Genomic DNA, 12,338 nt, shown 5'->3' on the forward strand with positions numbered 1-12,338 from the left:
CCGACTGCCTGTCAAACCATGAAAACCGATACCCCCCAGACCGTCCATCTCAAGGACTACACCGCCCCCGCCTATCTGATCGACACGGTCGATCTCGACTTCAACATCGAATCCGGCGGGACCACCGTCAGCGCGACGCTGGCCATGCGCCGCAACCCCGCAGTCCAGGCCCGGCCGCTGGTCCTCGACGGCGAAGAGCTGGAAACGCTCAGTGTCACGGTCAACCGGAAAAATTGGCCAAAATCGGAAACACCCAGCTCGCTGACGCTAAGCGACCTGCCCGACGCTTTCACGCTGGAAACCGTCGTCCGCATTGATCCCGACAAAAACACCCGGCTGTCCGGCATGTACCGCTCGGCCGACGGCTATTTCACCCAGTGCGAAGCCCAGGGCTTCCGCCGCATCACCTGGTTCCTCGACCGTCCGGACGTCATGTCCACCTACACTGCGACCCTGCACGCCGACAAGACGACCTACCCGGTCCTGCTCGCCAACGGCAACCCGGTCGCCGCCGGCGACGAGCCCGGCGGCCGCCACTGGGCGAAATGGGCCGACCCGTTCAAGAAGCCGGCCTACCTGTTCGCCGTCGTTGCCGGCAAGCTCGACGTGTTGCGCGACACTTTCCGCACCGCCTCCGGCCGCGACGTCCAGCTCGCCATCTACGTCGAACCGGGCAAGCTCGACCAATGCCCGCACGCCATGGCCGCACTGCAAAAATCCATGAAGTGGGACGAAGAACGCTTCGGCCTCGAATGCGACCTCGACCACTACATGATCGTCGCCGTCGGCGATTTCAACATGGGCGCCATGGAGAACAAGGGCCTCAACATCTTCAACACGAAATACGTGCTGGCGCGCAGCGATGTGGCGACTGACGTCGATTTCGAGAACATCGACCGCGTCGTCGCCCACGAATATTTCCACAACTGGACCGGTAACCGCGTGACCTGCCGCGACTGGTTCCAGCTCTCGCTGAAGGAAGGTTTGACCGTCTTCCGCGACCAGGAATTCGGCGCCGACCTGCACAACCGGCAAACCGCCCGCATCCGCGAAGTACGCGGCCTGCGCGCCGCCCAGTTCCCCGAAGATGCCGGCCCGATGGCCCACCCGATCCGCCCGGCCAGCTTCGTCGAGATCAACAATTTCTATACCTCGACAGTCTACGAAAAGGGCGCCGAAGTCATCCGCATGATCCAGACCCTGATCGGCCGCGATGGCTTCCGCGCCGGCATGGATGAATACTTCCGCCGCCACGACGGCCAGGCCGTCACCTGCGAGGATTTCGTCGCCGCCATGGCCGCCGCCAGCGGTTTCGACTTCACGCAATTCATGCGCTGGTACAACCAGCCCGGCACGCCGCATGTCACGGTCGACGGCTTTTTCGATGCTGAATCGAAAACCTACACGCTGACCTGCACGCAGACCAACCCGCGCGCCAGCGACGACGCGCCGACCCTGATCCCGATCCGTGTCGCCCTGTTCGCCGACAACGGCGACCTGCTGTCCGGCACCGAGCGCACGCTGCACCTGACTGCCACAACGCAATCCTTCGTCTTCAACGACATCGCTGCCGAACCCGTGCCCTCACTGCTGCGCGACTTCTCGGCCCCGGTCGTCCTCGACTTCGACTACACGCCCGAACAACTGACCCTGTTGCTGGCCCACGAAAGCGACCCGTTCAACGCCTGGGAAGCCGGCCAGCGCCTCGCCTCGACGCTGATCCTCGACGCCACCGCCGCCATCGCTGCCGGCCAGTCTCCCGTCTGGCCAGACAGTTTCGTCAACGCCGCCCGCCGCCTGCTGCAAACGCAAGCCGAGCGCGGCGCCGCCTTCGTCGCCGAAGCGCTCACCCTGCCCGGCGAATCAACGCTGGCCGAAGCCATGGCCATCGTCGATCCCGACGCCCTGCACGCCGCCCGCAACGCCCTGCGCCGGCATCTGGCCGAACAGCTGGAAAACGAATTCGCCAGCCTCTATGTCGCCCTCGCCCCGACCGGCGCCTACACGCCGAGCAGCGCCGAAGCAGGCCGCCGCGCGCTGCGCAACGTCTGTCTCGCCTACCTGCTTGAACTCGACACCGAGGCAAGCCGCCAACTGGCGTTCTCTCAGTTCAACAGCGCCGACAACATGACCGACCAGTTCGCCGCGCTGTCGGCGCTGGCCAACGTCAATGCCGAAACCTGCCCGCAACGTGAAACGGCACTGGCCGATTTTTACGCCCGCTGGCAGCATGAAGCGCTGGTCGTCGACAAATGGCTGACCGCGCAATCGACCAGCCGCCGCCCGGACACGCTGGCCACCGTCAAGGCACTGACCACGCACCCGGCTTTCGACATCACCAATCCGAACAAGGTCTACGCGCTGTTGCGTGCCTTTGGCGCCAACCTCGTTCGCTTCCACACCGCTGAAGGCTATGCCTTCATCGCCGACTGCGTGCTCCAGTTGCACGACCGCAACCCGCAGGTCGCCTCGCGCCTGGCCCGCAGCTTCGACCGCTGGAAGAAGTTCGACGCCGACCGTCAGCGTCACGCCCGCATCGCCCTCGAACACATCCGCGACCACGTCGGTCTGTCGCGCGATGTCCTGGAGGTGGTTTCCAAAGCACTCGGCTGATCAGCGGCCCGCCAAACCGCTGCGCCTGGCGCGGCACTGAAATACAAAAGCCCCGGTCGCATCGTACCGGGGCTTTTGCATCAGGCAATCAGCAGCGAGGTTTGCCGTTTTCGGCCGGCAGCTTTGCTAGAACGCGTAGGTGACCCCGCCAAGGATTTGCCGGGTGCGACCGGCAGCCATGCCATCGACCCGGGTCGCCAGATACTCCTTGTTGGCCAGATTGTGACCGCTCAGAAAGAACGATACCTTGCTGCCCTGCGGCTTGTAACGCAACGAGGCATTGACCAGGGTGTAGGACGGAATCGTCCCGGACAGACCGGAAAGTGCTGCATCCACCGGCGGCAGAACGCGGGCGAAACTATCCGGTTCCTGGCTGCTGACATAATCCACGCCGACGCGGGCATCGATCCCGAACGGGTGCTGATAACCGACATTCAACGAGGCCAGATGGCGTGGCGCATAAGGCAGGCGGTCACCATTGACGATGCCGTCGACGGCGGCATTCGGACTGCTTCTGGCAAATTTTGCGGTGAACAGGTTGGTGTAGGAACCCATGATGTAAACGTTGTGCGCCGTATCGAAGATGCGCCCGAAATCGACCCGGCCCGCCAGTTCCAGACCGGACATTTTCGATTCGCCGCCATTGATGAAGGTGCCGGCGCCATTGTTGATAACGATTTCGTCAAAGTCGGTATGGAACAAGGTGGCCTCAAAACCGACGCCCTTGAAATAACTGGAGCGCAAGCCCATTTCCCAGTTGGTGCTCTCCTCTGCCTTGGTCTTGTCAGCCACGGCGGTGTTCGCTCCACTTCCCTCGTTGATGTCGCGGTCCGGGCGCGGCGGGGCGAAGCCCTTATGCACGCCGGCAAAGAGCGTGGTCTTGGCAATGCCGTTCCAGGCCAGGCCGAAGCCGGGCAGGACGACCGTCTGCCGGTTGTTCAGATTCGATTCGGGATTATTCTGTTCCTCACCGTCGGCCCGGACGATGTCGGTCCTGATTTCATAATCCTCAACCCGCACACCGGGGGTCAATGACCAGTTGCCGACATGGAAGGTGTTTTGCGCGTAGTAAGACCAGGCTTTGGTATCGATGCGAATGTCTTCGCGGTGCGTACCGAACTGTTCCGCCCAGGCCTGACTTTGCGCCAGCGGGCTGGCATCGCGGAACTGGTTTCGCCTGATGTCCTCAGCATGGTAGCGCAGGCCAATCACCGCATCACTTTCAATACCGAACAGATTGTGGCTGAAGTCGAGGCGCGGTTCGATGCCCCAGTAATCGTACTCGCGCGGGCGCCAGCGACCGCCGCAAGTGGCGGCATTGGCTTCAGTTGCTGCGGTACTGCAACGGTCGATCACCGAATAGCCGGTCGAGTTATTGCCGGCATCGTCAAAGCCGCCCGGATCGTTGATTTGCCGGAACGAGGCGCGCTTGTTGCTGACCCGGTAAAACTGGGTGCTGAGTTTGCTCCGTTCATTGATCGCGAAAACATGCTGCAACTGGAAAGTGTTGCGCTCCTGTTCGAATTTGTCGTTCTTGCCGGTGGGCGCCTGGAACTTGTCTTCCGCATACTCGAGAGTACCCAGGCCGGTTTCCGAAATATGCGAGTCCTCGATGAACTGACTGAGCTTGGCATGGATTGTTTGCCGTTCGCTGATCTTCAGCTGGCCCTTCAGGGTGTACTCGCGAACGTCAAAATCGTGGTTCTTCCGAATCCCGTCGCCTTTTTTCTGCAGGACATCGAGCATGACGCCACCCAGTTCGCCGCCGTAACCGACATTGGCATGCAGGCCGGAGAAATCATTGTTGCCGAGCGTGGCCGTGACACTGCCGGCGAGGCCATTCGCCGGCAGCGGGCGGCTGACGAAGTTGATCATGCCGCCGACCGTTTGCGGGCCGTACAGCACCTGTCCCGAACCCTTGACGATTTCGATGCGCTGCACCCGCTCGAGCGGTGTCGAGTAATGGGCCGACGGATCACCATAGGGCGCCAGAAACAGCGGCATGCCATCTTCGAGCAGCAGCGTGCGGCTGGTCCGCCGCGGGTCCATGCCGCGCACGCCAATGTTCAGGCCGAGCCCGAAAGAGTCTTCGCCAACGCTGTGCACACCCGGGGTGCGCGTCAGCGCCTCGCGAATGGAGAACGGAGCGCTCTCCTTGAGTTCTTTCTCATCAATAACCGAGAAGGCGCCCGGCACGGACTCCAGGCGGTCAGGAAGAATCCCGCTGACGGATACCTGCTCGGCAATGATCTGGTCTTTTGCATGGGCCGTCAGCGCCATGAGCATCATGGCGGATGCGACGGCGCTGGCAATTGTCCTTGGCTTGAACTGCATATTGTCTCCGGATGGATGTGTTGATTTTTTTGCCGCGGCCTTAAAACCGTTCGGGCCACATGGCTCGGCCTTGAGCTGACCGGCGATCTTCGCTGCCTTTGCCTCGGGTGGCTCGGGAACTGTTCACTGCAAACCCGGGAATTTTTCCCGGGTTTGTCACATAGCGATCGAATATTTCCCGACCACCCACAAATAGCCGAGAACAAATGCATAAGGCGCTCTAAAATACCGGGCTACAACCAGAGACAGCGGGCGGCCGGATTGCCCGCAAACGATACTCGGCACCAGGCATTGCATTGATCAAGGGGACAATCGTGGGCATTCTTGAACAAATCCGCTCGCTCTTCCGGCGTAACCCGCCAAGCATCGCGCCGACTCCGCCTCGCCCCTCTGCGCCGGCCCTCGCCAGCCGCGCCCCGCAGATCAACGAACGGCGCGGCAAGGAACGGATCAACGCTCGCGAAGGCACGCGCGTCCTGATCATTGACGACTCGAAGACCATCGTCACCGTACTCAAGAAATTTCTCCGCTCGGCCGGCTATGAAACGCTCGAAGCGCTCGACGCCGAAAGCGGGCTGGCGCAATTGCACCCGGAGCCACCGGAACTGATCTTTCTCGACATCGTGCTCCCCGGCATGAACGGCTTCGCCGCCCTGCGCGCCATCCGCCGCGACCCAGCGACGCGCAACATCCCGGTCATCATGATGAGCGGCAACGAACAGGCGATGGAGCAGTTTTTCGGCACCCGGATCGGGGCCGACGACTTCATGAAAAAGCCCTTCTCGCGCTACGAGGTTTTTTTCCGGATCGAACGTCTGCTCGACGCTGATCTCGTTCCACAGCGCGCCACGCCGCGTCTTGCCGAACAAGCCATGCCGACCCCGGCCTGACCGGAACAGCGCTACGGCGGTGCGATCAGCTCCGCATCCAGGGCCCCAACAACTGGCGTAGCGACTGCTCGTTCCAGCCCTTGACGACCTCGTCGCCGATGACGATCAGCGGCACGCCGTTGCCGCCCAGCTTCTTGTGTTGCTGGAGCGCCGTCGAACTCTGCTCGATGTCCTCTTCCCTGTAACGAATGCCGTTGGCGGCAAAGAACTCGCGCGTCATCTTGCAGTAGCCGCACCAGCTCGTGGCGTAGAGAACCACTTCCGGCTGCTCGGTCGACGCCGCCGCCATGGCCTGCGGCGTGCTGCCCTGCTGCAACAAGGGCCGGCCGAACCAAAAGGCGGCGCCGAAAGCGATCAGGATAAGCAGCCACTTGCCCGGTCCAGCGCTGCGGGTTTCTGCATTCGGACCGTACTGGACCAGGTTTTCCGGCGGCAGCGGCGCACTCGCCTTGACGTAGGCTTTCTCGCAGGACGGGCATTGCCAATCCGGCGCGCTATCGGTGGCCTGTCGGGCATAGTTGCAGTGGGGGCAGATTCGACTCATTGGGCTATCTCGGAGAACATTCAGGAATTCTTGACCAACGCTTTTGCCGGCACCCACTGGCGGCGACTGACCGGCAGCTTTTCCGGAACGCCACGCAGCAGCGCCCAGCCATAGGCCTCGGCATCGTCGCCAGCGGCCTTTTCGAAGCCGGCGAGCGCGGCCTTGGCGACCAGCACGGCGCGGTGCAGACGCAGGAAGCGCTCGGCAAATTCGGTTTCGAGATGGGCCAGCGTGTCGTCGAGCAGGTATTCGCGCTCCAGGGTCCTGGCCGTCACGTATTTGAGGTCGGCCTTGAAGTAGAGCACTTCGCCGATCGGCACGAGCAGCAACCGGCCACGCTCGTGACAGGAAAGGTGGGTCCGCCCGCTGCCACGCATTTCGTGGCCGATGCCGGCGAGCAGCGCTGCATCCGGCGGCGGCCCCGGCACTTTCTGCAAAGCGGCAAGCAGGCGCTGGGTGCGCACGGGTTTGAGCAGGTAGTCGACGGCGTTGAGGTCGAAGGCCTGCACGGCGTAGTTGTCGTAGGCCGTGGTGAAGATGACGGCCGGCGGTTTTTCGAGGCGGCCTAGGTGGGTTGCCAGTTCGATGCCGTCCATGCCCGGCATGCGGATGTCGGCGAGCACGACGTCGACCGGCCTGTCGCGCAGGATGTCGAGCGCCGCGAGACCGTTGCCGGCCTCACCGACGACTTCGCTCGGCAACTGGCCGGCGATATCGGAGAGCAGTTCGCGCAGGCGGTCGCGGGCCAGCGGCTCGTCATCGACGAGCAGAACCTTCAGCGAGCTGGCGTGGGCTTGCGACGTTGGCATGGCAGGAAAATGCGAACTTCATAGGAATGATCCCCCGTCTCGATTTCCAGACGGGCTTCGAGATCGTAATACAAGGCCAGCCGTTCGCGGATGTTGGCCACCGCTATCTGGTTGCCAGCGGCATGATGGACCTGACCGACGGTCGGATTGGCAACCGCAATGCGCAGTTCCTGACCGCGCTGTTCGATGCCGATACGTACCGTACCGCCTTCCGGTGACGGCTCGATACCGTGATAGACGGCGTTTTCGAGCAGCGGCTGCAGCATGAGCGGCGGAATCGGCAGATCCAGCGCAATGGCGCCGATTTTCCAGTCGACCGCGAGACGCTCGCCGAGGCGCAGTGTTTCGAGTTCGAGATACTGTTTGCCGAGGGCGATTTCGTCGGCCAGGCTGACCAGCTCGCCGGGGTCGCGCATGGCGGCGCGAAAGAGGTCGGACAGGGACTCGAGGGCCATTTCGGCCTGCTGCGGCCGGGCGCGAATCAGCGAGAGCACGGCGTTCAGCGAATTGAACAGGAAGTGTGGCCGGATACGCGCGTTGAGCGCGGCCAGCCGCGCCTCGCTGAGCACGGGCGAGAAGGCGCGCGAGCGCAGGTCGAAATAGACCAGGAGCAAGGCCGTGGCCGCCATGGCCAGCAGAACGGCACGCCACACGCTGCCGCCCTCGGCCAGCCCGAGCGAAGTTGCATAAAAAAACAATGCCGCCGCCAGCCCGCCGGCCAGGGCCAGCACGCACATCTGACCAAGGCGCAAGGGCAGACGCCACAAGACATCGCGCAGCAACGCCAAGAGGCCGAGACCGATCAACAGCAGCGGCTGGACAACCGCGGCCAGTTCGACATAGTGCCCGGCCCAACCGGCCAGATTGGCCGACTGCACGAGCGCGGCGAGCACTGCCAGCACATTGATGCCGAGCAGGACGCGCAGCATGACCCCGAAATTGCGCCAGTCGGGCAGAGGGTGGGTTGCAGGAAAGTGCCGTATACTTGTCATCTTTGTGCGGGTTTGTTCCAAATTCGTCGCCGATTTGCCCCATTCTAGACCAGAGTCATGACTTCCAACGCCAATCAATACACTTGGGCCGGACGCTTCTCCGAGCCGGTTTCCGATCTCGTCAAACGCTACACCGCCTCGGTCGATTTCGACCAGCGCATGTGGCGCCAGGACATCCGCGGCTCGCTGGCCCACGCCCGGATGCTGGCCAAACAGGGCATCATCGCCACCGCCGACCTCGCTGATATCGAACGCGGCATGGCCGTCGTCACCGAAGAAATCGAGTCTGGTAAATTCGAATGGTCGCTCGACCTTGAGGATGTGCACCTCAACATAGAGAAGCGCCTCACCGCGCTCGTCGGCGATGCCGGCAAACGCCTGCACACCGGCCGTTCGCGCAACGACCAGGTCGCTACCGACATCCGCCTCTACCTGCGCGATTCGATCGACGATATCCTCGTCCTGATCAAGGCTTTCCGTTCGGCGCTGGTCGATCTGGCCGAGAAAGAAGCGGCGACGCCGATGCCCGGCTTCACGCACCTGCAGGTCGCCCAGCCGGTCACCTTCGGCCATCACATGCTGGCCTATTTCGAAATGTTCGGGCGCGATGCCGAGCGCTTCGTCGATTGCCGCAAACGCGTCGCCCGCTTGCCGCTCGGCGCCGCCGCGCTGGCCGGCACGACCTACCCGATTGACCGTGAATTCGTCGCTGAACAACTAGGCTTCGAAGGCGTCTGCGAAAACTCGCTCGATGCCGTGTCGGATCGGGACTTCGCCATTGAATTCACCTCGGCCTGCGCCCTGCTCATGATGCACATCAGCCGCCTGTCGGAAGAACTGGTGATGTGGATGAGCCCGCGCATCGGCTTCATCCAGATCGCCGACCGCTTCTGCACCGGCTCGTCGATCATGCCGCAGAAGAAGAACCCGGACGTGCCGGAACTGGCGCGCGGCAAGACCGGCCGCGTGTACGGCCAACTGATGTCGTTGCTGACCCTCATGAAGTCGCAGCCGCTGGCATACAACAAGGACAATCAGGAAGATAAAGAGCCGCTGTTCGACGCCGTCGACACCGTGACCGACACCCTGCGCATCTTCGCCGACATGGCCGGCGGCATCACGGTCCGCGCCGAGAACATGAAGGCCGCGCTAACCCAGGGCTTCGCCACGGCGACCGACCTCGCCGACTATCTCGTCAAGAAGGGCCTCCCCTTCCGTGATGCCCACGAAGCCGTCGGCCACGCCGTCAAGGCAGCCGAGCAGAAGGGCGTCGATCTGCCGCAACTGACGCTCGAAGAAATCCGCGCCTTCTGCCCGCAAGTCGAAAATGACGTTTTTTCCGTGTTGACCGTAGAAGGTTCGCTGGCCAGCCGCAATCATATCGGCGGCACCGCACCGGCCCAGGTCAAGGCCGCCATCGCCCGCGCCCGCCAGCGTCTGGGCTGATTTTCCCGCCTCAAACGAAAAGACCGCCGGTTTGCGCCGGCGGTCTTTTTTTGCGCCGAACGGATTAGAGGTTTAACATATAAGCGAACGTTGATATTTATCCATCCGACGTCGCCCAAAACTAAACCCAAGGCAGATCAGCATGTACTCAACCGTTGTCGACAACACCCCGCTCATCAAGGTGAGCAGCGCCAAACACGAAGCCAATTACTCTGTAAATGGCTCCCTGATGAACCCGCTCGAAGCGTTTTACGCCTCCCTCGCCGCCTGCGCGGCGGTCTATGCCAAGAAAGCCTGCAAGGAACTCGGCATCCCCGCCGCCGGTATCGAAATCGCCTGCAAGCCGTTCGCCGGCACCGGCGGTCCGCTGACCCTGGCCCGATTCAAGACCGAGGTGCGCTTCCCCGAGCATTTCACCGCCGAACAGAAGGCCAATATCCTCGAGAGCATCGCCCATTGCGCTGTCAAGGATATCGTCGCCAACGGCCCGGCCATCGAGTTCCAGGTCGCCGAGATCTGACGCCGGCCAATCCCACGGTCAACCGGAAATTTCGGCCAAAAATAAAAAAGCCGGGGACGCTCCCCGGCTTTTGCGTTTCCGGCGAGCCGAAAATCAGGCCGCGATACCTTCCAGCATCTGCTGCAGTTCGCCGGTCTGGTACATCTCTTTCATGATGTCGCAGCCGCCGACGAATTCGCCCTTGATGTAGAGCTGGGGAATGGTCGGCCAGTTGGCGTATTCCTTGACGCCATTGCGGATTTCTTCGTCGGCCAGCACATTGACCGTAACGAAGTCTTCGACGCCACAGGCCTTCAGGATCTGCACGGAAGTCGCGGAAAAACCGCATTGCGGAAAACGGGCGTCACCCTTCATGTAAAGGACGACCGGGTTGCCGGTCACTGTGGCGTGGATGCGTTGCTGAACGTCGGACATGATTTCTCCTGATTTAAAAATGGGCGCCTGAAACGCGGTCTATGCCGGCCAGGTCGAGGAAAGTGGATGCGGCTTTGAACCCCGCAGAGGTCAATAAGTTCCGGCTCGCTTCGCCCTGGTCGTAGCCGTGCTCGAAGAGCAGCCAGCCGCCGGGGTTCAGATGAGCCGCCGCGTCGGCAACAATGCGACGAATGCAATCAAGGCCATCAGCGCCATCGGTCAGCGCCATTTGCGGCTCGAAGGGCAGGCCGTTGAGGGCCAGATGCGGGTCGCCGTCGGCGACGTAGGGCGGGTTGGAAACGATGAGATCGAAGCGCTCGCCGGCGAGCGGCGCGAACCAGTCGCCTGCGTGAAATTCGATCCTGGCACCAAGCCGGCCGGCATTGTTGCGCGCCACGGAAATTGCCTCGGGCGACAGGTCGACCGCCGCAACCCTCGCCTGCGGACATTCAAGCGCCAGGGAAATGGCGACGATGCCCGAGCCGGTGCCGAGATCGACAACCGTCGGCGCAGCCATGCCCCGTAATTTTTCGAGTGCCAATTCGATCAGCACTTCGGTTTCCGGACGCGGGATCAGAACGGCCGGCGACACCTGAAAAACCCGCCCGCGAAACTCCGCTTCCCCGGTCAGGTAGGCCAGCGGCTCACCACTCGCCCGGCGCACCAAAAATTCGTCAAACACCTGCTGGGCCGGGAGCAACAATGGACTTTCCGGGGACATCAGGAGATCGGTGTGGCGGCAGCCGGCGACGTATTCGAGCAGCAGTCGCGCATCGAGCCGCGCGGACTCGATTCCCGCCTCGGCGAGCAGCTTCTGCCCCTTGCGCCAGTTTTCACCCAGTGACTGCACGACGAATCTTTCGCGATAAATGAAAAGAGCCGTCAGTGCGGCCATCCCGATTATACCGGCGGGACCGGCAAGCCCCTAACGAGAACGGGTGCGACGATATGCCACATTCATTTACCACAGATGCCCCCCTAAACTGGCCGCCGAAAAATCGATCAGCCTGATCCGTCACGGCTGATCGCGAAGTAGCCACCGGTTTTCAACAAAAAGGGGAGCATCAATGTTTGATAGAAAAATAAGGAATGCGCTGATCGTCGGCGCGCTTTCAGCAGTTGCCAGTGTTCAGTCGGCACAGGCCACCGTGACCACCTACAACGTCACGGAAAGATTCAATCAGGTTGTCTATAACAGCGCTCCGGACCGGGACACCTACTTCACCGGGACATTCGACTTTGATTCGGCCACCCAGACCGTATCGAATCTGCAAGGTTTGCTCAGCCAAGCCATGACCAATGCCGATCCCGCTTTGCAGGCTACGCGATACCTCAGTCATCAATTGTCGTCCGTCTACGACGCGGCGCTGGGCGGCCTTCTGGTAAGCAGTTTTTACCAGAACACGACCGACGTTTTTCAGGGCGGCGGCTTTGCCACCGGGGGCATGCGGCAGTTTGGCAACCAGAATGCCTACGTCACGATCTTCGTCAATCTGCTTGACCCTGAGGCGACTCTGACTCCGGCCCAGAACTATAAATTGGCCTATGGCGACTGCACTACGGGTTCGCTGATGGGCGGAATGGGCACCTGCATGACCGGCTGGCTGAGCGCCACCGGAACAACCGGCGGAACGATGCGCGGCGTCGACCAGATCACCCAGACAATCACCGCAGCAGTACCCGAACCGGAAACCTACGCCATGTTCATGGCCGGTCTCGGGCTGATCGGCTTTATCGCCCGTCGGCGCAGGACCAACTGATATCCGCAGCCTGCGC

11 protein-coding genes are annotated in these 12,338 nt (G+C 62.1%); 5 read left to right on the top strand and 6 right to left on the bottom strand.

Annotated elements, in window-relative coordinates; translation table 11 throughout:
- The first annotated feature begins 18 nt into the window (after positions 1 to 18).
- Entirely contained in the window at positions 19 to 2,613 is a 2,595-nt protein-coding gene (gene pepN / locus KI610_RS17555) for an aminopeptidase N (protein ID WP_226496236.1), read from the top strand.
- Between the two features lie 126 nt (positions 2,614 to 2,739).
- On the opposite strand, the gene KI610_RS17560 is transcribed toward pepN, so the two are convergent.
- Complete coding sequence (locus KI610_RS17560) at positions 2,740 to 4,947, bottom strand: TonB-dependent receptor family protein (RefSeq protein WP_226496237.1); 2,208 nt, start codon at positions 4,945 to 4,947, stop codon at positions 2,740 to 2,742.
- 314 nt (positions 4,948 to 5,261) lie between these two features.
- On the opposite strand from KI610_RS17560, the gene KI610_RS17565 reads away from it, so the two are divergent.
- Entirely contained in the window at positions 5,262 to 5,837 is a 576-nt protein-coding gene (locus tag KI610_RS17565) for a response regulator (RefSeq protein WP_226496238.1), read from the top strand.
- Positions 5,838 to 5,862: 25 nt separating this feature from the next.
- Here the strand turns inward: KI610_RS17565 and KI610_RS17570 are convergent, their stop codons facing one another.
- From KI610_RS17570 to KI610_RS17580, 3 genes are read right to left on the bottom strand one after another with little or no spacing between them, the layout of a single operon-like run.
- Entirely contained in the window at positions 5,863 to 6,381 is a 519-nt protein-coding gene (locus KI610_RS17570; protein WP_226496239.1) for a glutaredoxin family protein, read from the bottom strand.
- 20 nt (positions 6,382 to 6,401) lie between these two features.
- Entirely contained in the window at positions 6,402 to 7,190 is a 789-nt protein-coding gene (locus KI610_RS17575) for a LytR/AlgR family response regulator transcription factor (protein ID WP_226496240.1), read from the bottom strand.
- The gene (locus tag KI610_RS17580; protein ID WP_226496241.1) at positions 7,157 to 8,182 is read right to left on the bottom strand and encodes a sensor histidine kinase; all 1,026 of its coding nucleotides are present in this window, start codon (positions 8,180 to 8,182) and stop codon (positions 7,157 to 7,159) included. Before KI610_RS17580 ends, KI610_RS17575 begins: the two co-directional genes overlap by 34 nt.
- Before the next feature lie 57 nt (positions 8,183 to 8,239).
- Here KI610_RS17580 and argH point away from each other — a divergent pair, with 57 nt between their 5' ends.
- Together argH and KI610_RS17590 are read left to right on the top strand one after the other, a co-directional pair.
- Positions 8,240 to 9,628: an argininosuccinate lyase gene (gene argH, locus KI610_RS17585; RefSeq protein WP_226496242.1), complete on the top strand. Its 1,389-nt coding sequence runs from the start codon at positions 8,240 to 8,242 to the stop codon at positions 9,626 to 9,628.
- Positions 9,629 to 9,770: 142 nt separating this feature from the next.
- The gene (locus KI610_RS17590; protein WP_226496243.1) at positions 9,771 to 10,148 is read left to right on the top strand and encodes an OsmC family protein; all 378 of its coding nucleotides are present in this window, start codon (positions 9,771 to 9,773) and stop codon (positions 10,146 to 10,148) included.
- A 93-nt stretch (positions 10,149 to 10,241) separates the two neighbouring features.
- Here KI610_RS17590 and grxD read toward each other — a convergent pair whose 3' ends face one another.
- Together grxD and prmC are read right to left on the bottom strand one after the other, a co-directional pair.
- Entirely contained in the window at positions 10,242 to 10,562 is a 321-nt protein-coding gene (grxD, locus tag KI610_RS17595; protein WP_226496244.1) for a Grx4 family monothiol glutaredoxin, read from the bottom strand.
- A 13-nt stretch (positions 10,563 to 10,575) separates the two neighbouring features.
- Positions 10,576 to 11,457: a peptide chain release factor N(5)-glutamine methyltransferase gene (prmC, locus tag KI610_RS17600; protein WP_226496245.1), complete on the bottom strand. Its 882-nt coding sequence runs from the start codon at positions 11,455 to 11,457 to the stop codon at positions 10,576 to 10,578.
- A 172-nt stretch (positions 11,458 to 11,629) separates the two neighbouring features.
- On the opposite strand from prmC, the gene KI610_RS17605 reads away from it, so the two are divergent.
- Positions 11,630 to 12,322, top strand: a complete 693-nt coding sequence (locus KI610_RS17605; RefSeq protein ID WP_226496246.1) for a PEP-CTERM sorting domain-containing protein — start codon at positions 11,630 to 11,632, stop codon at positions 12,320 to 12,322.
- Positions 12,323 to 12,338: the final 16 nt, after the last annotated feature.

Source organism: Ferribacterium limneticum (genome assembly GCF_020510565.1).
Taxonomy (GTDB): Bacteria; Pseudomonadota; Gammaproteobacteria; order Burkholderiales; family Rhodocyclaceae; genus Azonexus; species Azonexus limneticus_B.